Origin of the sequence: Bradyrhizobium genosp. SA-4 str. CB756 (genome assembly GCF_000473125.1) — a bacterium.
Taxonomy (GTDB): Bacteria; Pseudomonadota; Alphaproteobacteria; order Rhizobiales; family Xanthobacteraceae; genus Bradyrhizobium; species Bradyrhizobium arachidis.
Genome location: NZ_KI421499.1, coordinates 3,551,211 through 3,577,203 on the forward strand (window position 1 = coordinate 3,551,211; position 25,993 = coordinate 3,577,203).

A 25,993-nucleotide genomic window follows, 5' to 3' on the forward strand; every position below is an offset into this window, starting at 1 on the left:
AGCGCCGGGAGCGATCATCTCGCGGATAACCGCTCCAGCCGATCGCTCGTTGCCTGATGGGCTTCGGGCGGATGACATTGCCGGTCCTGGTTCTCATGCGGCAATCGGACGCCCTTCACCAGCCCGAAGATCGCCGGGATCACGATCAGGGTGAGCAAGGTCGACGAGATCATGCCGCCGATCATGGGAACGGCAATGCGCTGCATGATTTCGGAGCCGGTGCCGGTGCTCCACATGATCGGCAGCAATCCCGCCATGATGGCGACGACCGTCATCATCTTCGGCCGGACCCGTTCGACCGCTCCCACCATGATCGCCTCCCGCAGGTCGGCCCGGCTCAGGCTCCGCACCTCGGCGGCGCGGCGCTGCTCGATCTCCGCAAGCGCATGGTTGAGGTAGATCAGCATCACGACGCCGGTCTCGGCGGCGACGCCGGCGAGCGCGATGAACCCGACGGCAACTGCGACGGAGAGATTGAACCCCAGCCACCACATCAGCCAGAGCCCGCCGACCAGCGCGAATGGCAGCGACAGCATGACGATCAGCGTCTCCGTGATCGACCTGAAATTCAGGTACAGCAGCAGGAAGATGATCAGCAGCGTCGCCGGCACGACGATCTTCAGACGGGCGGCGGCCCGCGCCAGATATTCGTACTGACCGCTCCAGACCACGTAATATCCCGGCGGAAACTGGATGCCGGCCTGGACCGCCCTTTGGGCATCGGCGACATAGCCGCCGAGATCGCGGTCGCGGATGTCGACATAGACGTACGTGGCGAGCTGGGCGTTCTCGGTGCGGATCGATGTCGGGCCGCGGGCGAGCTGCACGGTCGCGACCTCCGCGAGCGGTACGGCGCCGCCTGCCGGCATGGGAACGAGAATGTCGCCGGCGATCTTGTTCGGGTTGTCCCTGAGATCGCGCGGGTAGCGCATGTTGACGGTGAAGCGCTGCCGACCCTCGACGGTGGTGGTGACGGTCTGACCGCCGAGCGCGGCGGCGATGGTGTCCTGAACGTCCTGGACCATGATCCCGTAGCGCGCGAGCGCCGATCGGTCGGGCGTGATCTCGAGGTAGTAGCCGCCGATGCCACGTTCGGCGTAGGCGGACGAGGTCCCGGGCACCGCCCGCAGCACCTGCTCCACCTGCTTGGCCAGCCGGTCGATCTCGACAAGATCGGTGCCGATGACCTTGACGCCCACCGGCGTCCGGATGCCGGTCGAAAGCATGTCGATGCGCGCCTTGATTGGCATCGTCCAGGCGTTCGACACGCCCGGGAACTGCAGCGCCCGATCCATCTCGGCGATCAGTCCGTCGATGGTGGTCCCTGCCCGCCACTGCTCCTTCGGTTTGAGATTGACCACGGTCTCGAACATCTCGGTCGGCGCCGGATCCGTCGACGTCGAGGCGCGGCCGGCCTTGCCGTAGACCGACGCGACTTCCGGAAACGACTTGATGATCCGGTCCTGCGTCTGCATCAGCTCGGCCGCCTTGGTGACCGAGATGCCCGGCAGCGTCGTCGGCATGTAGAGCAGCGTGCCCTCGTTGAGGTTGGGCATGAACTCGGTGCCGAGCTGGCGCGCGGGCCAGATCGTCACCGCGAGCGCCGCGATGGCGAGCAGCACGACGAGTGTTTTCGCCCTCAGCACGCCCTTGATGACGGGACGATAGATCCAGATCAGGACGCGGTTGATCGGGTTTCGGTGCTCCGGAACGATCCGCCCCCGCACGAAGATCACCATCAGCGCCGGCACAAGGGTCACCGAGAGCAGCGCGGCGGCGGCCATCGCGAAGGTCTTGGTGAAGGCAAGCGGGCTGAACAGCCGCCCTTCCTGCGATTCCAGCGTGAAGATCGGCATGAACGACACGGTGATGATCAGCAGACTGAAGAACAGCGCCGGTCCCACCTCCGAGGCGGCCTCGACCAGGATGGCGATGCGAGACTTGCCCGGCCCGGCGCGTTCGAGGTGTTTGTGGGCGTTCTCGATCATCACGATGGCGGCGTCCACCATGGCACCGATCGCGATGGCGATGCCGCCGAGGCTCATGATGTTCGAGCCGATCCCGAGCAGCTTCATCGCCCCGAATGCCATCAGCACGCCGACGGGCAGCATCAGGATGGCGACGAGCGCGCTGCGGACATGCAGCAGGAACACGACGCACACCAGCGCGACGACGAGGCTCTCCTCGATAAGCGTGTGCTTGAGCGTATCGATCGCCGCGTAGATCAGGTTCGACCGGTCGTAGACCGGAACGATCTCGACCGATTTCGGCAGGCTGGTCGCGATCTCCTTGAACCGCTTCTTGACGTTCTCGATGACGTCGAGCGCGTTCATGCCGAAGCGTTGGAGCACGATGCCGCTGGCGACCTCTCCCTCGCCGTTCAGCTCGGTGATGCCGCGCCGCTCGTCAGGGCCGAGCTCGACCCGGGAGACGTCCCGCAACAGCACGGGCGTGCCCCTGTCCGTCTTCAGGACGATGTTGCCGAGATCGTCGATGCTCTTGAGATAGCCGCGCCCCCGGATCATGTATTCGAACTCGGACAGCTCGACGGTCCGCCCGCCGACGTCGGCGTTGCTTGCGCGGATCGCGTCCCGCACCTTCTGCATGGTGATGCCGAGGTCGCGCATCCGCTGCGCATCGAGAACAACGTTGTACTGCTTGACGAAGCCGCCGACGCTCGCCACCTCGGCGACGCCCTCCGCCTTGGCGAGCGCGAATTTGAGATTCCAGTCCTGAATGGTCCGCGTCTCCGCGAGATTGAGCTCCTTGGACATCACGGCGTATTGGTAGACCCATCCGACGCCGGTCGCGTCCGGACCGATGGTCGGCGTCACTTCCGCCGGCAACCGCGACGCCGCGCCGTTCAGGAACTCGAGCACCCGCGAGCGCGCCCAGTAGATGTCGGTGCCGTCCTCGAAGATCACGTAGACGAACGAGACCCCAAAGAAGGAGAAGCCGCGGACGACCTTGGATTTCGGCACCGTCAGCATCGCGGTCGCGAGTGGATATGTGACCTGATCTTCGATCACCTGCGGCGCCTGGCCCGGATACTCCGTGTAGACGATGACCTGTGTGTCGGAGAGGTCCGGAATGGCATCGAGCGGCAGGTGGACCAGCGCGTAGAGTCCCGCAGCCGCGGCGAAGCCGGTGCCGAACAGCACCAGCAGCAGGTTGCGCGCCGACCAGACGATGACGCGGGCGATCATGGCCGCGCTCCCATGCCACCGGCCGCCGGCTCGGCCGGCTTGTCGCCGCGCGTCTCGGCAAACCCCTTCAGCGCGGCCTTCAGATTGCTCTCGGCATCGATCAGGAAATTGGCCGAGGTGACGACGGCTTCGCCCTCCGACACGCCCTGGGTCACCTCAATGAGCCCGCCGCCGCGACGGCCGAGCTTCACGTCCCGCGGCTCGAAGCGTCCCTCGCCCTTGTCGACCAGAACCGCCTGGCGGCTTCCGCTGTCGAGCACAGCGCTCTCCGGCACCGTCAGTACCGGTCCCGGCGTGCCGGCCTGGATCTCGGCATCGACATACATCTCCGGCCGCAGCACCTCGTCGGGATTGGGCACCTCGATCCGGATGCGCGCGGTTCGCGTCGCGGCGTTGAGATGGGGATAGATCAGCGCCACGGTGCCGTCGAAGCTCTGGCCGGCGAGCGCGCGCGGCCTGATGGTCACTTGCGTGCCGACCGCAACCTGCGTCAGATCGCGCTCGGCGACATCGATGAGCGCCCAGACCAGGCGGTGGTCGGCGATCCGGAACAGAACGTCCCCTGGTCCGGCGCGCATCCCGTTCACCGCGTTTCGCTCCAGGATTTCGCCGTCCTGCGGTGCGAGCCACGGAATCGACAGCGAGATGTCCCGGGTGCGCTCGAGCTCCCTGATGGCCGGCTCGGGCGTCGCGAGATTTTCCAATCTGCGACGCGCGCCCTTGAGCTCCTTTCCGGTCGCGCCGGCGCTGATGGCGGAGAGATATTCCGCGGCGGCGCTCGACAGCGCCGGGCTGTACACGTTGAGGAGCGGCTGGCCCTTGTGAACATGATCGCCGGTCGTGACGTTCGCGACGCTCTCGACGAAGCCCTCGAACCGCAGCGCCACTACCGAGACGCGCCGTTCGTCCTCCTGGATGGTCCCCGGCGCCCGGATGATCGACCTGACAGGCCGCCGCACCACCGGCTCCGATTTCGCACCGGTGCGCTGGATCTTGCCGGGTGAAAGCTTCACCGAGCCGTCGTCGCTGTCCTCGCCCTCGTACACGGGGATGTAGTCCATCCCCATCTGGTCCTTCTTCGGCACCGGCGAGGTATCCGGCAGCCCCATCGGGTTGCGATAGTACTTGATCTTCCGCTCGGCCTTCGCGTCGGCAGCCCTGGTGTCCACCGGCGCGTCCTCGGGATCGTCGAAGCTCACGTCGGCGCCCGCCGGCACACCGCGCCAAGCGCGGCCATCGGGCGTCGTCTTCGGCGTGAGTGAGTAGAACGGCTTGCCGTCCGGATCCCAGTAATAGATCGGCTCGCCGCGCTCGGCGGCTGCCGCGGCTGAAACGATTGGCTGGGCGGCGAACGAGCCTCCTCGCGGCATTCCGCCGACGAGAAAGGCGGCGCCGGCCGCTGCGCAAATCGCAGCGGCCGCGCCCGTCGCGATGGCGCGGTTCATTTCTGCGCCGTGACGACGAGCTTGCTTTCGACCGTGCCGGTCTCGCCCTGCACCTTGGCGCCAAGCGAGAGCTGCCAGCGCCCCGCCATGCCAAAGGTGGCCTTGAAGCGGTACGTCCCCGGCTCCGTGCCCGGCATGGCGGTCACCTTGGTGGCCATCTCCTGCATGCCGTCCGGAGCCATGTCGAGGCGAGAGGCGAAGATGACGGCGTCCGGCACCGCCTTCCCCGTCGTCTTGTTCACCAGCCTGACCGTGACGATCCTGTCGGCGCCGGCCTGGACGGACGGCTCGACGAGCTGGAATTCGTAGTCCTTGATGCCGGCAAAGGCGAGCTTCGGCGCTCCCATGATGGTGAGGCCGAGCAGCGCGGCGGCAAACGCACGCGCAGCAGAGGTAGTCTTCATGATGTCATGTTCCTCGAAACGTCTGATGGGCCGCCGAAGCGGCAAGCTTCGACGCGCGTCCTCAACGGCCGCGCGTCAACACTCCGGCACCGGGGCGCCGGTCAGACGTTGATTCGAGGTGGGTGATCCGGAGGATGTTCGCCGAGTCCATCGATCAGCAGATCGTCAGGCAGAGCGAAAGTGCCTCGCGAGACCATGCGATCGACCAGCGCGCCGTCTCCGCGAGGCGGCATGGTGATCGTCAGCATGCAAAGCGCGACGAAGGGACAGGACCCGCAATCCCGGGCTTTCTGGTCCTGCTGATCGGGGCAGCATGGCATATCGTCCGCCATCGCCTGCATCTCGTCGGTGACGGCCGCCATCTGCGATGCCGCCATCGCCGGAGCCGACAGGGGCGCCGCAAGGAGCCCCGCCGCCACGGCGAGTGCGATCAGCCAGTTGAAGACCTTCCTCGGATGCATGGCCCCTTTTGTCACGACAAGAGCAACCGTGCAAATCGTCCGGCCATCACGATTGCGCCAGATTCGCAGGGGGATGTCGGCAAACTATTAACGACAGGTTTGCCGTGGACGGGGGTTTCCGCAAGTGCACGGTCCCGGATGACCTGATCTGCACCCCGAACTCGCCCTCACCTCGCGCGGGTCGCCAAAAGCTGCTGAAGGTCGACCACAACCGCCGACACTCTCTCCAACTCCGCGGATCCCGGATTTGGACCCGACTGGAGCATTCCATCGGGCCGCACCACCAGCTCGGAATGTGGTGACACGGCAGCCCGCTCGAGCAGCTCGCGCAGCTTCGGATCCAGGCCATCCCCCCGCGCAGCCGCAATCGCATTGAAATCTCTCAGCGACATCGTTCCTCGACTCCCTTGCTGACCAAGGACAGGGAGCCTGGACCGACCGTCGCGGGCGGCCACTCCGGATCGTGCTCCCAAATCGGATTCGTCCGGAATTTAAAGCGAAGAAGCGGAGTGCCGACGACGCGCAGGCGCGCTACGCGCCGCAGGAGCAGAGAGGCGCGACATGACAACCGACATCGAGATTCAGAAACTGGTCAACTTCGAGACTGCGACAGACGGCACTGCGGTCAGGCTCATCGTGGTCGACATCGCGAACCGCGAGATCGGCATCATCCTGAAGATCGAGACGGTGACGGCGCTGCTGATGACGCTGCCCGCGATGGCATCGAGCGCTGTCAAGCGCGCCCACAACGACCCAGCATGCGGATCACGTATCCGCTCCGGGAATTCGAGATCGAGTTCGGTCCGGACAATCTCCGCATCCTGACGATCGGAACTCCGGATGGTTTCAAGATCTCGTTCAGCCTCACCGAGGACCTCTCGCTTGAGCTCGGCAAGGCCCATCTCGACGGCGCGGGACAACGCGTCAAAACCCACTAGCAAACGCGCCGGCGGAGACCGCCAAATGAGCTTCTCGCCCCTCAATCTCTACACGTTGGCCGCCGCACGCGGACAATTCCTGCGAGCCGATGTGCAGACGCTCCTGAAGGAGGCGCCGGTCAGCCTCTTCGCCGATTTCCTTGCCCCGAACGACCCGGATGTCCGCCGACAAGCCGAGGCACTGAGGGCGCGGCTGGACTTGCTGCTGTTTGCAGAGCCCCGGCCTCACGCCGATGCCACCCCTCCGCTCCGCGCCAACGTCGTTCAGCTCCGCCGATAGATCGGCCTCGCCAAATCGCCCTCTAAGGACTTCTCCCTATGTGGAACGAAAACACGTCCTACCGCTCTGGCGGCAACGACTATTTCCACTACGTCACGGCCAGGTGCTCGCTGGGCTTCGTTCTGACCGCGGTCTCGCCGAACGGGATCTGCGCCATTTTGCTCGGCAACACCCGCGAGGAGCTGGACCAGGCGATACGATCCGAATTTCCCGACAAGGAGCCGACCTATGGCGGTTACGAGCTCGAAGGAATCGGCGCCCAGACGGTGAACGTCGTCGAGACACCCCGCGCACATATCAGCGTGCCGCTGAATCTGGTCGGAACGGCCGCGGAGGTCGGCGTCTGGCAGGTCCTCCAGAGCGTCCCTGCCGGCGATCTCATCACCTATGAGCAGATCGCGCAGCGACTGGGCGCGCCACATACGCCTGAAACAGTCAGTCTCGCGTGCCTCGCAAACAGGATCGCTGTCGGGATTCCCTGCCATCGTGCCGTGACCAGTCGCGGCGATATCGGCGCGTATCGATGGGGCGTGGGGCGAAAGCGCGCGCTTCTCGTGCGCGAGCTCCGCCTCCCCGTGGAGCTGTGAAAGCGCCCTCGTCTACGAGGGATGGCGCCGCTGTTCGATCGATCGGAAGTCGATCACCCTGACGGTCTCGTCTGCCGCGGACTGCCGCACGGCTTCATCCCCCGGCGGCAGCGCGAACTGCCGTTGCATGGTGTGCCAGCCAGTCGGATCATGCCGTTCGACGCCCTCGATATCCGTCACCTCGATGGCAATGATCGGATTGGCCGTGCTCGCCGTGCCCGTGGCGTCGACAAGAGGCAGCAAGACGAGACGAGGCGTGTCGGGATTCGCCAGGGCGATGCTTTGCAGCCTCTTCAGCGGCCAGCGCAGATGGACCCAATGCTTGACGATGACAGACCAATCGCAACCGTCCTTCAGCGCGCCGTTGAGAAGACCGTTCGACAGCGGATCGTGAGGAAACACACCGAGACTGTTCGCGATATCGATGGCATGGGGCCCCGTCGGAAGCAGCACGAAAAGACCAATCCTGTCGCCATCCAGCCTGACGAGTTTCATGCCTCGGCCTCCTTCCGAAGCAGCTCGCGCTTGCGCCCGATGCCCCAGCGGTAACCCGCAAGCTCGCCGTCGGCGCGAATGACACGGTGGCACGGGACCGCAAGCGCGATCGGATTGGCGGCGCAGGCGTTCGCCACCACGCGGGCGGCGACGCGCGGGTAGACGCAGTTGATCAGCCGCGCCACGTGCATATAGCTCTTCGTCTTGCCTACGGGAATCGTGCGGATCTGCTCCCAGATGCGGCGTTGAAGCGGAGTGCCGCGCATGTCGAGCGTCAGGTCGAGGCCCTTGGAGGGCTTCTCCGCGTAGCGGACCACCTTCGCAAGGTCATCGCGGACCATCGCTTCGTTCGCAATCAGAGTGGCTTCGGGAAAGCGCGCCGCGAGATCGGTCTCAAGGGCGGTCGTGTCGTCGCCGAGCAGGATGGCACAGACGCCCTTGGCGCTGCGGGCGAGCAGCACCTTGCCTAGAACTGTGTCGGCGCCCCCGAAAAAAAGAACGTCGGTCACCGTGCTGTCGGGCTCGACTGCGGGCAGCAACCGCGAGGCGGCTTCGGATGTCATGAGGTTCATGGTGTCGCTCCTTGTTTGTCCTCATGATCGAAGCTACGCGCACGCGCTCCTGCTCAAACTCCGATGCTTGCTTTCAAATTGAGAAAAGCTCCGGTCGAGCTTCCGCGCGAGGTAGACACGGGCGATGCGCGATGGCACCTGGCCGCGTAGCGCGTTCAGCCGGCGCGCGAGGTTTCCCTGTCGAGCAGGGCCCGCTTGCGTTCCACGCCCCAGGCATATCCGGAGGTCGACCCGTCGTTGCGGATCACGCGGTGGCACGGAATGGCGACCGCGATCTTGTTGGCCGCACATGCGCCGGCAACGGCGCGCACAGCGTTGGGAGCCCCGATCCGCTGCGCGAGCTCGGCGTAGCAGACGGTCGCGCCGACAGGAATCTCCCGAAGCGCCTGCCAGACCCGCTGCTGGAACGCAGTGCCCCGAATGTCGAGCGGCAGATCGAGACCGATCTCCGGCGCCTCCACGAGGCCGACCACGCGCGCGACCATCGCCTCATAGTCCCGGTCGGCGCCGATCAGGCGCGCCTTGGGGAAGCGATCCTGAAGATCGCGGACCAGCTCATCCGCGTCATTACCGAGAAGAATCGCAACCACGCCCTTCCGGCTCGACGCGGCCAGGATGGGCCCGAGACAACTTTGACCAACCGCGAACCTGATCTCCTCGTTCGCCCCTCCGGCACGATATTGCGACGGCGTCATGCCGAGCATCCCCGTCGACTTTTCGTAGAACCTCCCGCTTGAATTGAAGCCGGCGTCGTACATCGCCTCGGTGACGGAATTGCACGACGCCAGACCTTCCCGAACCTTCCTGGCGCGGAATTCAGCTGCGTAGCACTTCGGTGTCAGCCCGGTGGCGGCCTTGAAGATTCGATGAAAATAACCGGGGCTCAAGCCGGCTGCCGCGGCGAGATCCTCCAGCGACGGCTCCTCCTCGCTCGTCTCGATGATGCGGCAAACCCTGGTGACCAGCGCGGCATTCCCGGCTTCGACCGAAGGCGCGTCCGGATTGCAACGCCTGCACGGCCGAAATCCGGTCGCCTTGACATCCGCCAGGCTGTCGTGAAGCTGGACGTTCTCAGGGTTCGCCGCGCGCGAAGGGCATGACGGCCGGCAATAGACCCCCGTCGTCGAAACGGAATACCAGAAATGACCATCCGCGGCCTTGTCGCGCGCAAGCACGCGGGCCCATCGCGGATCATCCGCGACCGGCAAGGGCATCTGCCTTCGGAACTGAACGGACGCTGCAGTCATAGGCATTAGTTTCCACCATGCCGGAGACGCCGCCACCCGATTTCCGACAATGTGCAAGCGATCACATGCGCCTGGCGCGCAACAGCAGACGAGGCCCGCACAACGTGCGAGCCTCGTTCAACGACATCGGATATGCCGATGGTGCAGAAGCGTTCCGATCAGGCCGCCGCCTTGAGCAACCCGAGCTGGGTCAGTGCGGTGACGCCGTCATCGAGACCGATCTCCTCGACGATCTTGCCGTCGATGACCTTGAGCACCGTGGTACCCGTGAAGCGCATCTTGCGGCCCGTCGCTGCCGGCAGGCCGCCGATCAGGAAATCGTTGAAGGCCGGGCCGGTGTGGGTACCACCGCCCTCCCATTGACCGACAACATAGTCGCCCTCGGCGATCAGCTCCGCGGTGCCCCAGAAGTTGAGATCGGGGAACGCGGCGCGGAAGTCGGTCATGAACGCCTTGATGTCGGCGCGGCCACGCCTCGGCTCATGCAGCGAATATTTGAGCAGCATGTCGGGAGCTGCAATCTCGTCGATGACGCCGAGATTGACGGACTCGCCCCAGAACTCGGTGAACCAACGGCCAACGACGGCCTTGTTATCCTCTAGCTTGCTCATGGAAAAACACCCTTCATTTGCAGGACTCATGATTTGCAGACTCATGGATCGACTGGCGATCGCCGCAATGTCTAGGCGTCGCCTCCGCGCATCGAACTCCGGTTCTTGTCCTGAAATCGGAGAATGCCCGATCAAGCCCGCCGCATCAGCTTGCGCCAGGCTGCAAGGCGCAGGCTGCGCTTGCAGTTCCCCGAATGACGGCCAGAGCGGCCTCCTCCGCGTCGTAAGAAAATATCCACTCCGCCGCCGACATCCAGCCGCGCATCCTCTGGGCCTGCTCCGCGGGATCGCCGCCGGCGGATCGGTAGAACCGACCGGCAAGGCGTGAGGCTGCCTGCACGCGGCTGGTCCGCTCCAGCCTTAGATCCTGGTAAGCTTTCAGGCGCGCCGGGATCTCGTCGCGCCCGGCGTGCTCCAGCAGGACGGCAAGTACGAAGCCGTCCTCAATGGCTTGTCCCGCGCCCTGGCCGAAATGCGGCACCATCGGATGGACGGCATCACCGAGAAGCGTGACATGCCCGCGCGACCAATACGGCAATGGCGGCCGATCGTAGATGCCCCAGCGAAAGGTGTGATCGAGCGCCGCAATCAGGTCCTGGACCGGCGCATCCCACCCCTCGTACTCCCCCGCGAGCGCCCTGACATCGCCCGGTGCAAACCAGGTCTCCTCCATGTCACGCATGCTCGGGACGAACGCGACGATGTTGATCAATCGCCCCTGCGACACCGGAAAGCAGATGAAGCTGCGACCATCCCCCATCCACATGTTGAGGCCTCGCAGCTCCAGGCCCGACGCGAGCTCTTCCGCCGGCACCAGGCCGCGATACGCCACGACGCCTTCGCTGGTCGGGCGCGCCACGAGGCCGATCTGCCGCTGGACCACCGAATGGATGCCGTCAGCACCGATCACCACGTCCGCATCGCAGACCACGCCATTGGCAAAGGTCAATCGCGCTCCGCGCTCGGTGTCAGCAACGGCGATGCAGCGATGTCCGAACCGGACCGGTCCTTTCACCGCACCAAGCAGCAGCTCGAGCAGCTCGACGCGGTGAATCTGATAGCTCAGCGCCATCGGCGCACCCGGCCTCGAAACGGGCTGTCCCTGCGACGTTCGCAGCGTCAGCCCCTGGCTCCTCGTGGTGATCTGCTCGATCGCCTCGCAAAGCGAGGTACGTTTGAGCAAGGTCAGCGCATTCGGAGGAATGGAGAGCCCTGCCCCGGCCTCGCGCGGCGACTCTGCTCCCTCGAAGACGGTGACGTTCAGGGCCCGCGCGTTCAGCGCGAGCGCCGCAGACAATCCGCCGATCCCTGCGCCGACAATCGCGACATTCAGCCGGCCGGTCATGACCCGATCACCTCGAACAGTGTCATTTCCGGATTCGATCTGTGGTCAGTTGCCGACGAAATCATCGAGCAGCACCCATCGGGTGCCGTTGAAGCGCGCCATCCTGGCCTTTGTCCAGCCGATCCGGCTCGACGGGGTGATGTTGATGGTCAGGCCGGGCAGAAATGTCGGCAGCTGGAGCCCTTGGACGCTGGTGGCCTGCCTGATCAGATTTTCCCGCGACAGGTCGTCGCCGCACTTCTTCAGGACCTCGACGATCATTTGAGCGGTCGCATAGGGGAAGATCGATTCCTCGATATCGTCGTTCGGTGCCCATTGCTTCATGAAGGCCCTAAACTCTCGCATGCCGGCATCGTCATCCCACATGGGATCCTCTGACGTCTTCAGCCAGAACGCGCTAACCGCCCCCGTCGATGCGGTAAGTCCGGCCGGCCGCAGGACGGCCGAAATGCTGCTGACGCCAGACAGCAGCACATGCTGGACCTTCCAGTTGAGCTCATGCGCCTTGCGGATCGCTTGCGCCGCGAAGCGTGCATTGGAGGCATGGAATAACGTATCGGCGCCGGACGCCTTGAGGACCACGACTTGTGAATCGACCGTGGGCTCCATGATGTCGTAGGCCGCCTCTGCCACCACCATGGTCGAGGCTCTCGATCCCAGGGCGGCCTTGAACCCGGCCAAATTGCCTTTCCCGAGATCATCGTTTTGATAGATCACGGCGACCTTCGCATCAGGCTTGGTCTTCAGCAAATACTCGGCATAGATCTTGGTCTCGACCGGTTGCGGCATCATGAACGTGGTCGTCCATGGCAGGTTCTCGGGATCGTCGAGCTTCGGGGTACTGGCAAGCACCAATATCTGCGGAACCTGCTTGCCGTTGAGATATTTCGCCACGGCCAGGTTGGTCGGTGTGCCGATCGATCCAACGATCGCGAGCACATTGTCGTCCTCGACGAGCTTTCGCGTCTGTTGCACCGTCTTGGTCGGCGAAAAGGCGTCGTCGAGCGAAACGAGCGTCACCTTGCGGCCGTTGATGCCGCCAGCCGCGTTGATCATGTTGAGATAGGCGGCTTCGATCCGGCCGAAGCGGCTCAGCGACGAGAGCGGCCCGCTGTAAGGAGCGGTCTGCCCGATCCTGATCTCGGTGTCGCTAACGCCGGGACCGTATTTCTTGTCGGCCGCAGCGACGGGTGAAGGGCCGACGATCGAAAGGCTTAACGCAGCAAGGATCAGAGGCCGGATCATGGAGGCTACCTCATACTGGCGGCCGTGAGGGCGGCGTTTTGCCACCCCGAGCTGCAACATAATGCTGTACAATCGTCCCAGCGTCCCGAAACTCCGCCGAAATTTTCCGAAAGCAAGTTCCACGAGGCGTTCTTGTTGAGATCGTCGCAGCCCCCGATCCTCGTCGGCGACCGGATGGTGGATCTGGCCCGTGAAACCCTGTGCGACGGACGCGGCGACGTCGTCCCCTTACGCCCCCGCGCCTGGGCGGTGCTGCGGCTGCTTGCGACACGGCCTGGGCAACTGGTCAGCAAGGACGAAATCATGGACGAGGTCTGGTCAGACTGCGAGGTCACGGAGGATTCTCTCGTCCAGGCGATCGGCGACATCAGGCGCGCTTTGGGAGACGCCGGCCGCTCGGCTCTGAAGACAATGCCGCGCCGCGGCTACATGCTTGTTGTCGATGCAAAGCCGATCGATGCCACCGTCGTTTCCGGCGACACGCCGCGGCCATCCGATACCGCAGAGCTGCCGGCGGCTTCGATGCCGCATTTGTCGATCGTCGTTCTGCCTTTCGCCAACATCGGCGGCGATCCCGCGCAGGACGATTTCGTCGATGGTGTGACCGAAAGCCTGACGACGGATTTGTCGCGCATCGCCGGCTCGTTCGTGATTGGCCGCAACACCGCGTTCACCTTCAAGGGAAAGGCCGTCGACACCAGGCAAATCGGCCGCGATCTCAACGTGCGCTACGTGCTGGAAGGCTCGGTGCAACGCGGCGGCAACCGTTTTCGCCTGAATGCGCAACTGACCGACACCGAGACCGGAAGCCATGTCTGGGCCGACCGCTTCGACAAGCGCGCGGCCGAACTGCTGGACATGCAGGACGAGATCGTGTCGCGCCTCGCCAACACCCTGAATGCCGAGCTCATTGCCGCCGAAGCGCGGCGCGCGGAGCGATCGCCCCGTCCGGACGCGATGGATCTGTATTTCCAGGGCCGCGCGCTCCAAAACAGAGGCGTCACTCGCGCGCTCTTGACGCAGGCCAAGGATTTCTTCGCGCGATCGCTGGTGCTTGATCCTGGAAACATCGAAGCAGCGGTCGCCGCGGCTCAGGTCGAGGTGTCCGTGGGATCGGCGTTTATGGCCGACGACGTCAACACTCATTTTCAAGTCGCGGAAACGGCCTTGAACGGCGTGTTGCTCCATGCCCCCGATCACCCCAGAGCCCACATGCTGCTCGGCGCCGTGCAGATTCAGACGAACCGTATCGAGAACGGCATCGCCCAATGCCTGAGATCTCTGGCGCTCGACCGGAATCTGGCCGATGCCCACGGGTTCATCGGCCTCGGCAAATATCAGTCCGCCCGTTGCGAGGAAGTCGAGGGTCACATTCAGGAGGCGCTTCGGCTGTCCCCGCGCGATACGCGCGCCTTTCTGTGGTACATGTTTGTCGGGCTGGCCAAGCTGGGCATCAAGCAAGACCATGAAGCCATCGGCTGGTTTCGCCGCAGCCTCGAACTCAACCGCAATCACGCGCTGTCGCACTTTCACTTTGCGACCGCCCTGGCGCTGGTGGGGGAATTGAAGGAGGCGCGATCGATCGCCGAAGCAGGACTTGCCCTCGATCCCGGCTTCACGATCCGCCGCTACCGCATCAACGCCAAGGGTGACAATCCGGTATATCTCGCTCGGCGCCAGCGCTACTTCGAGGGCTTGCGCCTCGCCGGCGTGCCGGAGGGATGACTAGAAGCGCACGATAGGATCGGCGGCGGCGTGTGCGCGCGAGGTCGGACCAAAGCGATTACTGCCGGCCTTGTTTCGAAGGGCCAGTCTGGCTGCCAGAACCAGTCGTTTGCTCACCCCCCGGTTGGCCCGGGGGATGCGCAGAGGCGCCCGGCTTGTCTTGGTCGGCGACGTATCCGGACGCGCCTGAATTGCGTGTCTTGGCTCCTTTATCTGCGTCGCGCTGCATCTGCTCGTTGGGCTCGCTCGTCTTGAGCCCTTTGTCTACGTCAGTGCGCATCTCGTCCTTGGTTTGGTCACTAGGCGCGGCCTTTTGCTGTTGCGCCGTTGCTTGGAAGGCAATTGCGCTTCCGGCAACTACAATCATCGCGAGAGTAACGGTACGCATGCTTCGTCTCCAGTGCGGTGCCCTATCCCGCTCAACGCGCCACCTTTCCCAACGTTCGTGGTCCCGATCGCTATTTTCAAAAGGGCTGGCGATCAGACAGGGCTCCGGACATGCCTGACCTAACGATTAAACATCAGCTTTTGGCGCCTAAGACCCACATCTGGAGGCACGACTTCAACGAAGCGGATGCCTCTGTCAAATCTGCGCCAAGGCCGTTTGAATGAAGCTTTCGACCTTCGGCAGGGTGTAGCGGCGGCCGGCATAGACAAAGTAGTAGGTCCAGTTCTGGTATTGCTTCGGCCGCCATTGCGACAGGACCGGACCGAGCTTGCCGGCCGCCGCTGCGTCCCGGACCAGGAAGTCCGGAAGCCAGGCGATCCCCTCTCCCAGCACGACCAGCGCCGCCACCACTTCGAGGTCATCGACGTAGGTCCGCCCGTTCAGCTGAAGCTCGAAATCGGACCTGCCGTTCGTCAGCATGACCGTCCTCAGAACAGGGTGAGCCAGGAACGCGGCGTTCACGAGATCGCGCGGATGGCTCGGCTTGCCGAATTTCTTCAGATATTTCGGCGACGCCCACAGGTTCGAGTCCGTCTCGATGAAGCGCCGCGCGATGAGCGAGGAATCCTTCAGCGCGCCGGCCCAGCGAATGGCGAGATCGACACCTTCCTCCACCAGATCAACAACCCGGTTGGTCAGGATCAACTCGAGCGACACGTCCGGATATCTCGCGGTGTAGGCCTGCGCGATGCGCGGCAGAAGAACATGTCCGAGATCGATCGGCGCCGTCACTTTGAGGACGCCGGACGGTTTCACCTTCGCCGACTGCAGAGCGGCCTCGCCCAACTCGATCTCGCGCGCCGCGATCGCGCAATGATGGAAGTATTTCTCGCCGACGTCGGTCATGCGCAGCTTGCGCGTCGTGCGCTGGATCAGGTTTACGCCGAGACGCTTCTCCAATCCCGCTACCTTGGCGCTGACTGTCGTCTTGGGCATGCCCAGACGCTTCGCAGCGGCGGCGAAGCTACCAGCTTCCACGACTCTCACGAAGACCGTGACTGCGTCCATAGCGGCATTGTCCAAAATCCTGTGCGGTCATTCCCGATTTTGCCAGCTAGTGGACAGTTTGGCGAGCGTCCAGATTGCAGCGCACGGCGGCAGGGATCGCCCGCCGGTCGATCTGGACCGATCCGTCTCGAGGAGAGCCACCCATGGACGGGACTCATTCGTTGGCGCAGGCCGCAAATCTCTTCCTCTTCGAGGATCTCGAGGACGGCAGCAGGGCAAGCACGCTCGCAAAAAGCGAGCTGACCGCGCTACGCGCGGTTGCCCATTGGATCAGGGAATTTGTCGCCAAACCGCACAAGGATCTCGGCCGCGCCGGGCCGGTGTGTCCCTTCGTGCCGGCGGCCCGCGAGCGCAGGACGCTCTGGCTGGCGCCCGAGCAGACCACTGGCAGAAGCCAGGCGGATGTCATCGAGGCCCTCAACGGCTACAGGATGTTGCTTCAGGAGCCTCGACCGGTCGATGGCGAGAAGCCAAACTACCAATCGATCGTCGTCGTCTTCACGGATTTGACGACGGACCGCGCAAAGGCATTCCTCGACGACGTCCTGCGCCAGTGCCGTTCCTGCTCTTGAGGCACGCGGTCGTCAGCGACTGGAAATTCTTTCTGGACTCCGAGGACTGGCTCGGCCTTTGGGCCAGTCGCCATCGGGAGTCCGGCATCCACGCCTTGGCTCAAGAGCTGCGCAGTCTGCCCTGGCGCGTCAGCCGCAACTGACGCGGTCATTCACCAACAACGACCCTGTACTCATTGGAGCAATGCCATGCCTTTCGCCAGAACCTGCATTGCGTCGGCAACTGCGACCGCCATGCTCGCCGCGAGCGCCCTCGCCCAGACCGCGAAGGACATCCGCGGCGCCTCGCCCTACATCGCGGTCGAACACGAGCCCGCGCCCAGGCTGATCGTGGATCCTCCGGTTCCGGAGGCGCTGGCGCAGGGTGTGTTCTGGGCGCAGTACCGCGTGGAGAACCTGCGCATCGTGCAGGTCTTCGGCGCAGGCGCCCGTCAGGTATCTCCGCGCGTCGGGCATCTGCACATCACCGTCGACGATCTGCCGTGGTGGTGGGCGGACGCAAGCGACAACAATACCGTCGACATCGCCGGGCTGCCTGCCGGTCCGCACAAGGTCACGATCGCCTTGGTCGATCCTGATCACAACGTCTTCCCGGGCCAGACCACGACGCTGTCGTTCACGGTGCCCGGGCACGAAAATATGGGTCACGCCGGCCACGGCAAGTAGCTGGATCGGATCATTTGAACCAGCTAATCGCACTCGACACGTCGAGCGCCCTAACCGATCGGGAGAATTCCATGCTCAACGGAAAGACTGCACTCGTTACCGGAGGCACTTCGGGCATCGGCCTTGCCACTGCGAAGCAGTTGCACGCCAATGGCGCGCGGGTCGCCATCACCGGCCGCGAGGCAGATGCCCTCGAGCGCGCGCGCAAGTTCGTTGGTGCCGACGTGCTGACGCTGCAGACCGACGTGCTGTCCAGCGCAGCTCTTCAGAAGATGGCTTCGGACGTGCGGAAAGCCTTTGGCGCGCTCGACGTCTTCTTCGCCAACGCGGGGGTCGCCTATGTCACGCCGCTGGCGACGACCAGCGAGACGCAATATGACGCTCTGATGGACACGAATGTCAGGTCCGTATTCTTCTCGGTCCAGGCGATCGAGCCGGTCATGCGGGATGGCGGCTCCATCATCCTGAACACGGCCTGGCTGAACCAGGTCGGCGTGCCTGGGCGCGCCGTCCTGTCGGCATCGAAGGCCGCGGTGCGCTCGTTTGCCCGGACCTTGTCGGCCGAGCTGCTTGGCCGGCGCATTCGGGTCAACGCGGTCAGCCCTGGCCTGATCGAGACGCCCATCCTTCGCGGTGTCGGTCAGTCCGAACATCCCGGTCAGACCGAAGCACAGTTTCGCGACTATCTCGCCGGTGCCAGCAAGCTCATCCCTCTCGGGCGCCTGGGACGTCCCGACGAGATCGCCGCAGCGGTGCTGTTCCTCGCCAGCGACGCCTCCAGCTACATGCTCGGATCGGAAATGGTCGTCGACGGTGGGTTCGCAGAACTCTAGGGGCGGTCGTCAGGCGGTGTGCTTTCTAGACGGCACGGTTATTCGGGCAGCCCAGCCTGCCGCAGTCCTTCTTCATATCGCGCGACGTCCTCGGCACGTCGATAAGGGCCGAGCACGTCCTTGAGATTGGACAGGCGCAGCGTGGGGCTCAGGTCTCGCAGCCGGGCCATTGCCTTGTTTGCTTGCTCCGGCCGACCCGCCATTGCGTTGCTTGCGGCAGCGATACGTAATCCAGGCCGATAATCCGGACTGCACTGCAATGCCATTGCCGCCCATGATGCCGCTTCGTCATAGCGGTCCAAGAAGAAATGTGCGTACGCGGTTCCAGCTCGCATTCCCATCAGCCACGGATCAAGTGGGCTGAGGCGAATGGCACGTGCAAAGCGTTCGATTGCCGATTCCGGCTCGCCGAGCCAGATCTTGACCCAGCCGCCGAAATGCCATGCCTCAGCCAAATTGGAATTGAGCGCAAGCGCGCGATCGACCAGGCCTGCGCCGACCCCGACATCCCCGACAACGAAGGCTAAGGCATTCCCGCTAGCGGAGAGCGCGATCGCGTCATCCTTGCCCAACTCGACTGCCCGTTGGGTCAGTCTCTTCACTTCGGCAATCGCTTTCGCCGTGTCCGGAATCCAGCCATTGATCCTGGCAGTGAGGTAGCAAGAGGCTGCACGACCGTAGGCGGTGGCAAATTCCGGGTCGAGCTCGATCGCGCTGTTGAACAGGCGCAATGCCTCACCGTTTGCCTGCCGGTTACCAAACTGATGAAGCCGGGCCAGACCGCGCAAATAGAGGGAATAGGCGTCGAGACTGGCGGTCGGCTTGCGCTTGGCGCGCTCGATCTCGGCTTTTTCCACCGCAGGCGCGATCGCCCCGACGACGCTCTCAGTCACCTGGTCCTGCAAATCGAAGATGTCGCCGAGCTCGCCATCAAACCGATCGGCCCAAATATGTGCTCCGGTAGCGGCGTCGACGAGTTGTCCCGTAATGCGCACTCGGTTTGCCGCCTTGCGAACGCTCCCTTCCAGGACGTAGCGCACTCCAAGCTCGCGCCCGACCTGCTTCACGTCGACGGCCCGCGCCTTGTAGGTGAAGCTGGAGTTTCGGGCGATGACGAATGGCGCCTTGAAACGGGACAGCGCCGTGATGATGTCCTCGGCCATTCCATCGGCGAAGTATTCCTGTTCCGGGTCGCCGCTCATGTTCTGAAACGGGAGCACGGCGATGGACGGCCTGTCGGAGGGAGGCAGGACCTGAGGTTGGCTTGCCGCGGAAGGGTCTTGATCAGTCAACCGGACCCGCCACGCTTGCATCGGCTCAGCGATATTCTTGAGGGACTGCTGTCCGATATCATCGCAGGCGATCTCGACCTTGCCTCGAACCTGCCGATAGGCATCATCGGACATGCAGACCCCGCCCGGTTCCGCGAGGCCTTCAAGCCGGGCAGCAATATTGACGCCGTCGCCGAAAATATCATCGTCGTCAAAAATGACGTCACCGACGTGAATGCCGATGCGGAATTCGATCCTTTGATCCTGCGGCTCGGCGGCGTTTTGCTCGGCCAGGCTGCGCTGGATTTCAATAGCATAGCGCACCGCATCGACGGCACTGGCAAACTCGATCAGCATCCCGTCGCCCGTGGTCTTGACGATGTTACCGCGATGCGCCGCGATGGTGGGATCGACAAGCGCTGTCCTAATCGACTTGACCTGGGCAAGGGTACCTTCTTCGTCGGCACCCATCAGCCGACTATATCCCGCGATGTCCGCCGCAAGAATAGCCGCCAGTCGCCGCTCCACGCGCTCTTTGCTCAAGACGCACCTCGGCCAGCAAAGATAATCATTTAGCAGAAAAACACGCCGATGTCCGATTGCTCAATGTCCGAGACGGGTCACTGCAGACAAACGCAGCCCGGTTCGGTGTACGCATTGCTTTGGAAGCGGACGCGACTTCCATACGGCGCTCACCCTACGCCCGCCGCACCAGCTCGAGCGATGCCGCTACGCGCAGGCCGCGCTTGCCGGCGCGCGCGATCAGCCGCGCGGCAAGAGGCCGGCCTGACTTCAAGAAGAGCCGCGCGCAGTATTGATCTTGATCAATGGCCTGCCAGGCGATCGCTGAACTCGATGGCCTTCCAGCCCATGAGGTCCTGTTGCGGCGCAGCAGAGCCGCACGAACGTCACAGCGGCTGCAACGTGGCCTACCGGAGGGAGCATTGATGAAGCACTGGCTGCCCGGCCTCGAGACAATTCGCCGGTATGAGGCAGCCTGGCTTCCGCACGACGTCTTTGCAGGTCTCGTCCTTGCGACAATGCTGGTCCCGGTCGGCATTGCCTATGCAGCCGCATCGGGCCTGCCCGGCATCTATGGCCTTTACGCAACCATCGTGCCGCTGCTGGCCTACGCGTTGTTCGGCCCAAGCCGCATTCTCGTCCTCGGACCAGACTCGGCACTGGCAGCAATCCTCCTGGGCGTCATTGCTCCGCTCGCTCAGGGCGATCCCATGCGCGCCGTGACCCTCGCCGGCATGATGGCGATCGTCTCGGGGACGGTTTGCATCCTGGCAGGCATCGCGCGTCTCGGCTTCGTCACCGAGCTTCTCTCCAAGCCGATCCGCTACGGATATATGAACGGAATTGCGCTGACGGTCTTGATCAGCCAGTTGCCGAAGCTGTTCGGCTTTTCCATTGACAGCGAAGGACCGTTGCGGAGCCTTTGGGCGATCGCCAGCGCGATCCTTGCCGGAGAGATAAACTGGGTCGCGTTCGCGATCGGGCTCGCCACGTTGATCGTGATCCTGCTTCTCAAGAACAGCAAGCTGCCGGGCATCCTGATTGCGGTCGTCGGGGCCACGATCATCGTTGGAGCGCTGGATCTTGGAACGCAGCACGGCGTCAAGGTGCTGGGTCCCCTTCCTCAGGGGCTGCCGGCTTTCGTCATCCCGTGGATCACCACCGGCGACATCGTTTCAGTGGTGCTCGGCGGCTGTGCAGTCGCGATGGTCTCGTTTGCCGATACCAGCGTACTTTCACGTGCCTTCGCCGCGCGATTGGGAGATCGGGTCGATTCCAACCAGGAAATGGTCGGGCTTGGGGCCGCCAATCTGGCGGCCGGATTTTTCCAGGGGTTTCCGATCAGCAGCAGCAGTTCGCGGACCCCTGTCGCCGAAGCCGCCGGCGCCCGCACGCAACTCACCAGCGTCGTCGGCGCACTTGCCATCGCCTTGCTGCTGCTTGTCGCGCCGAATCTGCTTCAGCATTTGCCGACCGCCGCATTGGCCGCGGTCGTCATTGCGGCGGCGCTCGGCCTTTTTGAGATTGCCGACCTCAAGCGGATCTATCGCATCCAGCGCTGGGAATTCTGGCTGGCGATCGTCTGCTTTGTCGGTGTCGCCGTGCTCGGAGTGATCCAGGGAATCGGTCTTGCGATCGTCCTCGCGATTATCGAATTCCTGTGGGATGGTTGGCGCCCTCATTCCGCGATATTGGGGCGTGCCTACGGCGTGAAGGGCTATCACGACATCACGCGATATCCGGATGCACGGCTGATCCCCGGGCTCGTGCTGTTTCGCTGGGATGCGCCGTTGTTTTTCGCCAACGCCGAGTTCTTCAGGGAACGCATCCTGCATGCAGTTGCGACCTCACCGACGCCGGTGCGCTGGCTGGTCGTCGCCGCAGAGCCGGTGACCAGCGTCGATGTAACCGCCTGCGACGTGGTGGCCGAACTGGACCAGACGTTACACGCGGATGGTATCGAGCTCTGCTTCGCCGAGTTGAAGGATCCCGTGAAGGACAAGCTGAAGAGATTTGGCTTGTTCGCGCAATTGGGAGAGCATTACTTCTTCCCGACCATCGGCGTCGCCGTCTCCCGTTATCTCGAGATCAACAACGTCGAGTGGGAGGACTGGGAAGACCAGGCTGTGCAGGCCTCGGAGCCAGTCGCGAGCCGAAATGCCAAATCCGGCCCTTAGCCGAGAGTTTGAGCCCTTTCGTGCGGCGATGGGCAGACCCGGCTTCAATGTCGTCCTCCGAAAACAAGGCGGGGTAGAAATCACGCAATCTTGCGACTTCAGCGGCGGACCGGTATTTGAAGTCCCGTGGGATTTTGCGACCAATGTGCATGCCGTGCCGTCGTACGAACTTGCCTTCACAACGACAGCTGCCTTTCACAATCACGAAGGACCCCATCATGCCGGACAAGTCTGCAAAAGGCATTGATCGCCGCGATCTCATGATGGCATCCGTTGCCACGGTCGGCGCCGCGGCCGCCATCGTCGTCAACGCTGGTGCCGCGAATGCCCAGGGCGCGGCGACACCCCCTGCAAATCCGGCATCAAGAACGGTCTATACCGGCGATGTTATCGAAGGCAAAAAGGTCGTCAGCGCGCTCGACGTCAACGACCTGGAGCCCGGCAAGAAACACCTTCTGTATTTTCAGGGCGTTGAGATGCCAACCGGACAGCACTGGTATGTGTCTGTGACGGTCGCCAAGGGAGCAAAGCCGGGCAAACGCGGCGTCCTGACCAGTGGCGTGCATGGCGACGAGATGAGTTCTGTGCATACGGTCCAGACCGTGATGAGCCAACTCGACCCGGCGCAGATGTCGGGCACGGTCATGGCGGTCACCGACGTGTCCCGTCCGGCCCTGGAAAGCATGCAGCGCAGATGGCCCAATCAGGGCCGAGGCGTCGATCTGATCGACATGAACCGGGAGTGGCCCGGGAACGAGAACGGCGCCACCGCACCCAGCCGACACGCCGGCCTTCTGTTCAACCGGCTGCTGCGGCCGAACGCCGACTTCGCGATCGACTTCCACACAGGGACAACCGGATTCGAAGTCACCGCATTCAATATTGGCGGGATGGATGTGCCCGAGGTCAAGGCGATGGTGGAGCTCTATCCCGTCAGCCAGATTTTCGACAATCATGTCTATCCCGGCGTCCTGCACAACGCGTTTATGGACGTGGGCATCCCGTCCTTCACGCCGGAAATCGGCGCTGCGCGCGTCCTGGATCCCGAGATGATCTCGCTCTTCGTCGAAGGCACGATGAACGTCCTCAAGCATCACGGCATCGTTGCCGGGCCAATGGGACGTACAGGAAAGAACGTGACTGTCTTTGTCGGAGACAGCGCATACCCGATCCTGGCCACCGCGGGCGGTCTCGTTGAGCATTTGGTCAAACTCAACGACAAGGTCAAAGCCGGACAGAAGGTTGCCATCCAGCGCAATAGCTTCGGCGAGGTGGTTGCGGAGTACATAAGTGCCGTAGCCGGAGAGATAACGGGCCAGCGCAGCGACGCAATGTCCGAGCCGGGCAACCCCTTGGTATTCATCCTTTTCAACAAGCCGGGGCCGAAGGACGTTCAGGTCTATCCCGAGTAGTTGCTGCATCGACCTCGGGCACGGTGACGCGACCTTCACTGTGGCCGCTCACGAGGCTCATTCGTCCCTGGTCAATGTCGCCTATTGGCCCCACAGCCGACCTTTTAGGAAAGCCCGCCGACTGTCAGCTATTGACCCGAAGCGGACCTCCAAGGTGACGCACGCTCATTCTCTCCCGCAATTATCGCTCACGGTCCTCTGCAAAGTGCTAGACTTTTCCCGTCTACCGCCGTGGCAAGTCTGGCCGTTCGGAGGGCGTTGTGACCGAGCAGCGGGTTCAAAGGCGACTAGCGGCGATTTTGGCTGCCGACGTGGTCGGTTACTCTGCGTTGATGCAACGCGCTGAGGAAGCCACCTACGCCGAGTTCGAGCGGCTGAAGCGCGAAGTAATCGAGCCTGGCCTCTCCCGCCACGACGGGCGACTGATCAAGACCACGGGCGACGGCGCCTTGGCCGAGTTCGCAAGTCCGTCGGCTGCGGTGCGATGTGCGGTGGAGATTCAGGAAAGGATCGCGTCGGGCCGAAGCTCCCTTAAGCTGCGCATTGGGGTCAATCTCGGGGAGGTTATCGTCGGGGCTGACGGCGACCTTTTTGGCGACGGGATCAACATCGCGGTCCGGCTGGAGGGGGTCGCCGATCCGAGCGGCATCCTGATCTCCGAAAAGGTGTATAGCGAAGTCGAAGGCAAGCTGGACGTTGGCTTCGAGGACCGGGGCGAACAGCCTCTCAAGAACATCGCCAGGCCAGTCCGCGCTTTTGCTATACGCGCGGGAGCGCATAGCCCGCTAAGCGATAGGCTGAGTGCTGCCCCACCACTTCCGGACATACCCTCCATCGCCGTGCTGCCGTTCGAGAACATGAGCGGCGACCCCGAGCAGGAGTATTTTGCGGACAGGATGGTTGAGGATATCACTACGGCGCTTTCGCGGTTCAAATGGCTGTTCGTGATCGCCCGCAATTCCAGCTTTACCTACAGGGGCAAGGCGGTGAACGTGAAGCAGGTGGGACGCGAGCTTGGCGTCCGCTATGTCCTTGAGGGGTCTGTGCGCAAGGCCTCAGGGAAAGTTCGCATTGCAGGGCAGTTGATCGACGCGACTACAGGGGCGCACATCTGGGCGGATCGGTTCGAGCGCGACCTGACAGACGTTTTCGCGCTTCAGGACGAAGTGACGGTCGCCGTCGTCTCGGCCATTCAGCCAAAGATTATTCAAACAGAAATCGCATTGGCGGCGCGGCGGCGGCCGGAGAATCTCACTGCGTATGATTATTATCTCCGCGCTCTGCCGCAGTCTTACATGGCGACCCGCGAAGGGTTGGCCGAGGCGATCAGGTTGGCTCACCGCGCCTTGGAACTGCACCCTCGGTTCGGCGGTGCCGCGACTCTGGCAGGTCTCTGTTACATGCGAAACGTCATTATCGGCTATGCTGACGATCCCCAATTCGACCGCAGGGAAGCCGTTCGGCTTTCTCGCTTGGCATTGAGCTTCGACGATAGTGATCCAGACACGTTAGCAGCGGCTGCTGTAATCTCGGCGTTCATGGTCAGCGATATTGAAAGTGCGCCCGAAATGGCAGACCGGGCGGTCGCGCTCAATCCCAATTCATTTGGCGCATGGTCGGCCAGAGGCTGGGTCTGTAGAGCTGCGGGACTACCGCAGGAAGCGGTCCAGAGCTTCGAACGTGCCATTCGCATGAACCCAATAGATCCGCTGCTACATCCGTCGTTTGTCGGGATGGGCATAGCCTTGATCGAGCTTCGTCGCTTTGACGAGGCCATCGTCGCAGGCAAGAAAGCCCAACGCCAGAAATCCTCCTTTTGGCCAGCTTACTGCTGTCTCGCGTCCGCTTTCGCCCATCTCGGGCGCGAGACAGAGGCCCATGAGGCGGTGGCGCGTCTGCTTGAGTTCGATCCCGCCTTTACAATATCAGCGTTCATCGCGCGGGGCGGGCAATCAAACGCGAAGCTGATGATTGAGGGGCTTCGGAAAGCGGGGTTGCCCGAGTAGCTCTCCAACTGCGATGAGGTGATGGAAGAGCGGTTAATTTGCTGCGGTGCACGTTGCTGACCTTCGCTCGGAGAGCCGAAAAGTCTTCTTCCGGGAGATGAGCCGACCAAGGTGAAGCAGCCCGCCAAGGGCAGCTTGTGACCCATAGCTGCGTTGGCGTTCGTTCCCGCGACGCCTGCAAGGGACCCGAAACATACGATTCAGTCCATCGGTCGAGAACGGTTGGCGGTCGTCAGATGAACCAACTGAGCAAGATTGCTGGTCGTGCATTTGCGCGCCAAAGGCGGCATCCATGCGCTACGGGGAAGCCGACCGCCTGCCTCGAAAGCACAGACATCCGCCTGCCGGGTCGGCGTCAAGCGTGCGAGTTAACCATCGACTTCGATCCAATTTTAATAAGACAACAGGACTGCTTGTTAATGCGAGCCGGGCAAATCAACGTTGCAGATGTTGCCGTTTTCCGGACGTCGGCGGGACCGGGAAGCTGACTCATGGAGCGCGAACGCAATCGCTGCGG

General features: G+C 63.2%; 24 protein-coding genes. 10 read left to right on the forward strand and 14 right to left on the reverse strand.

Going from position 1 to position 25,993, the window contains the following annotated elements; all coding sequences use genetic code 11:
- Window positions 1-14: 14 nt before the first annotated feature.
- The 5 genes from BRAGE_RS48785 to BRAGE_RS54620 form a co-directional block, all read right to left on the reverse strand.
- A complete protein-coding gene (locus BRAGE_RS48785; protein ID WP_084334129.1) occupies window positions 15-3,206 on the reverse strand; it encodes an efflux RND transporter permease subunit in 3,192 nt (1,063 codons plus the stop codon).
- Entirely contained in the window at window positions 3,203-4,651 is a 1,449-nt protein-coding gene (locus tag BRAGE_RS0117570) for an efflux RND transporter periplasmic adaptor subunit (RefSeq protein ID WP_027557694.1), read from the reverse strand. Before BRAGE_RS0117570 ends, BRAGE_RS48785 begins: the two co-directional genes overlap by 4 nt.
- Window positions 4,648-5,055, reverse strand: coding sequence for a FixH family protein (locus tag BRAGE_RS0117575; RefSeq protein WP_027557693.1), 408 nt, complete (start codon window positions 5,053-5,055; stop codon window positions 4,648-4,650). The genes BRAGE_RS0117570 and BRAGE_RS0117575 overlap by 4 nt, the downstream gene beginning before the upstream one ends.
- 101 nt (window positions 5,056-5,156) lie before the next feature.
- Window positions 5,157-5,516 (reverse strand): hypothetical protein, encoded by a 360-nt coding sequence (locus BRAGE_RS0117580; RefSeq protein WP_027557692.1) that lies wholly within the window; start codon window positions 5,514-5,516, stop codon window positions 5,157-5,159.
- A 581-nt stretch (window positions 5,517-6,097) separates the two neighbouring features.
- Window positions 6,098-6,253, reverse strand: a complete 156-nt coding sequence (locus BRAGE_RS54620) for a hypothetical protein (protein WP_156950867.1) — start codon at window positions 6,251-6,253, stop codon at window positions 6,098-6,100.
- Window positions 6,254-6,274: 21 nt separating this feature from the next.
- On the opposite strand from BRAGE_RS54620, the gene BRAGE_RS51685 reads away from it, so the two are divergent.
- The 3 genes from BRAGE_RS51685 to BRAGE_RS48795 are packed head-to-tail and all read left to right on the forward strand — an operon-like array spanning window position 6,275 to window position 7,321.
- Window positions 6,275-6,454: a hypothetical protein gene (locus BRAGE_RS51685; RefSeq protein WP_051377914.1), complete on the forward strand. Its 180-nt coding sequence runs from the start codon at window positions 6,275-6,277 to the stop codon at window positions 6,452-6,454.
- 25 nt (window positions 6,455-6,479) lie between these two features.
- On the forward strand, window positions 6,480-6,734 hold the full coding sequence (locus BRAGE_RS0117595) for a hypothetical protein (RefSeq protein WP_027557690.1): 255 nt from the start codon (window positions 6,480-6,482) through the stop codon (window positions 6,732-6,734).
- A gap of 38 nt (window positions 6,735-6,772) precedes the next feature.
- Window positions 6,773-7,321, forward strand: a complete 549-nt coding sequence (locus BRAGE_RS48795; protein ID WP_051377916.1) for a methylated-DNA--[protein]-cysteine S-methyltransferase — start codon at window positions 6,773-6,775, stop codon at window positions 7,319-7,321.
- A 12-nt stretch (window positions 7,322-7,333) separates the two neighbouring features.
- Here BRAGE_RS48795 and BRAGE_RS0117605 read toward each other — a convergent pair whose 3' ends face one another.
- From BRAGE_RS0117605 to BRAGE_RS0117630, 6 genes are all read right to left on the reverse strand, one after another.
- Window positions 7,334-7,816: a hypothetical protein gene (locus BRAGE_RS0117605; protein ID WP_027557689.1), complete on the reverse strand. Its 483-nt coding sequence runs from the start codon at window positions 7,814-7,816 to the stop codon at window positions 7,334-7,336.
- Window positions 7,813-8,388, reverse strand: coding sequence for a methylated-DNA--[protein]-cysteine S-methyltransferase (locus BRAGE_RS0117610; protein ID WP_027557688.1), 576 nt, complete (start codon window positions 8,386-8,388; stop codon window positions 7,813-7,815). The genes BRAGE_RS0117605 and BRAGE_RS0117610 overlap by 4 nt, the downstream gene beginning before the upstream one ends.
- Window positions 8,389-8,543: 155 nt before the next feature.
- Window positions 8,544-9,635 carry a bifunctional DNA-binding transcriptional regulator/O6-methylguanine-DNA methyltransferase Ada gene (gene ada, locus BRAGE_RS0117615; RefSeq protein WP_028146312.1) on the reverse strand — a complete coding sequence of 364 codons (1,092 nt, stop codon included), beginning with the start codon at window positions 9,633-9,635 and terminating at the stop codon, window positions 8,544-8,546.
- 158 nt (window positions 9,636-9,793) lie between these two features.
- Window positions 9,794-10,246, reverse strand: a complete 453-nt coding sequence (locus BRAGE_RS0117620) for an ester cyclase (RefSeq protein WP_027557686.1) — start codon at window positions 10,244-10,246, stop codon at window positions 9,794-9,796.
- Window positions 10,247-10,391: 145 nt separating this feature from the next.
- A complete protein-coding gene (locus BRAGE_RS0117625; protein WP_051377919.1) occupies window positions 10,392-11,591 on the reverse strand; it encodes an FAD-dependent monooxygenase in 1,200 nt (399 codons plus the stop codon).
- A 45-nt stretch (window positions 11,592-11,636) separates the two neighbouring features.
- Entirely contained in the window at window positions 11,637-12,836 is a 1,200-nt protein-coding gene (locus BRAGE_RS0117630; RefSeq protein ID WP_035729805.1) for an ABC transporter substrate-binding protein, read from the reverse strand.
- A gap of 174 nt (window positions 12,837-13,010) precedes the next feature.
- On the opposite strand from BRAGE_RS0117630, the gene BRAGE_RS0117635 reads away from it, so the two are divergent.
- Complete coding sequence (locus BRAGE_RS0117635; RefSeq protein ID WP_051377921.1) at window positions 13,011-14,561, forward strand: winged helix-turn-helix domain-containing protein; 1,551 nt, start codon at window positions 13,011-13,013, stop codon at window positions 14,559-14,561.
- Window positions 14,562-14,619: 58 nt separating this feature from the next.
- Here BRAGE_RS0117635 and BRAGE_RS48800 read toward each other — a convergent pair whose 3' ends face one another.
- Together BRAGE_RS48800 and BRAGE_RS0117645 are read right to left on the reverse strand one after the other, a co-directional pair.
- Window positions 14,620-14,949, reverse strand: coding sequence for a hypothetical protein (locus BRAGE_RS48800; protein ID WP_035729808.1), 330 nt, complete (start codon window positions 14,947-14,949; stop codon window positions 14,620-14,622).
- A 195-nt stretch (window positions 14,950-15,144) separates the two neighbouring features.
- Window positions 15,145-16,017: a LysR family transcriptional regulator gene (locus BRAGE_RS0117645; RefSeq protein WP_027557683.1), complete on the reverse strand. Its 873-nt coding sequence runs from the start codon at window positions 16,015-16,017 to the stop codon at window positions 15,145-15,147.
- 74 nt (window positions 16,018-16,091) lie between these two features.
- Here BRAGE_RS0117645 and BRAGE_RS0117650 point away from each other — a divergent pair, with 74 nt between their 5' ends.
- The 3 genes from BRAGE_RS0117650 to BRAGE_RS0117665 all read left to right on the forward strand — a co-directional run bounded on the left by BRAGE_RS0117650 (window position 16,092) and on the right by BRAGE_RS0117665 (window position 18,088).
- Entirely contained in the window at window positions 16,092-16,589 is a 498-nt protein-coding gene (locus tag BRAGE_RS0117650; RefSeq protein WP_141262987.1) for a DUF6875 domain-containing protein, read from the forward strand.
- Between the two features lie 189 nt (window positions 16,590-16,778).
- The gene (locus tag BRAGE_RS48805) at window positions 16,779-17,255 is read left to right on the forward strand and encodes a DUF6130 family protein (RefSeq protein WP_027557681.1); all 477 of its coding nucleotides are present in this window, start codon (window positions 16,779-16,781) and stop codon (window positions 17,253-17,255) included.
- A gap of 71 nt (window positions 17,256-17,326) precedes the next feature.
- Window positions 17,327-18,088 (forward strand): SDR family oxidoreductase, encoded by a 762-nt coding sequence (locus BRAGE_RS0117665; RefSeq protein WP_027557680.1) that lies wholly within the window; start codon window positions 17,327-17,329, stop codon window positions 18,086-18,088.
- Between the two features lie 38 nt (window positions 18,089-18,126).
- On the opposite strand, the gene BRAGE_RS0117670 is transcribed toward BRAGE_RS0117665, so the two are convergent.
- Window positions 18,127-19,902, reverse strand: coding sequence for an adenylate/guanylate cyclase domain-containing protein (locus BRAGE_RS0117670; protein WP_084334127.1), 1,776 nt, complete (start codon window positions 19,900-19,902; stop codon window positions 18,127-18,129).
- A gap of 404 nt (window positions 19,903-20,306) precedes the next feature.
- Here BRAGE_RS0117670 and BRAGE_RS0117680 point away from each other — a divergent pair, with 404 nt between their 5' ends.
- The 3 genes from BRAGE_RS0117680 to BRAGE_RS0117690 all read left to right on the forward strand — a co-directional run bounded on the left by BRAGE_RS0117680 (window position 20,307) and on the right by BRAGE_RS0117690 (window position 25,476).
- Window positions 20,307-22,058: a SulP family inorganic anion transporter gene (locus BRAGE_RS0117680; protein ID WP_027557678.1), complete on the forward strand. Its 1,752-nt coding sequence runs from the start codon at window positions 20,307-20,309 to the stop codon at window positions 22,056-22,058.
- A gap of 218 nt (window positions 22,059-22,276) precedes the next feature.
- The gene (locus BRAGE_RS0117685) at window positions 22,277-23,470 is read left to right on the forward strand and encodes a M14 family metallopeptidase (RefSeq protein ID WP_027557677.1); all 1,194 of its coding nucleotides are present in this window, start codon (window positions 22,277-22,279) and stop codon (window positions 23,468-23,470) included.
- A gap of 260 nt (window positions 23,471-23,730) precedes the next feature.
- Entirely contained in the window at window positions 23,731-25,476 is a 1,746-nt protein-coding gene (locus BRAGE_RS0117690; RefSeq protein ID WP_028146314.1) for an adenylate/guanylate cyclase domain-containing protein, read from the forward strand.
- Window positions 25,477-25,993 lie beyond the last annotated feature (517 nt).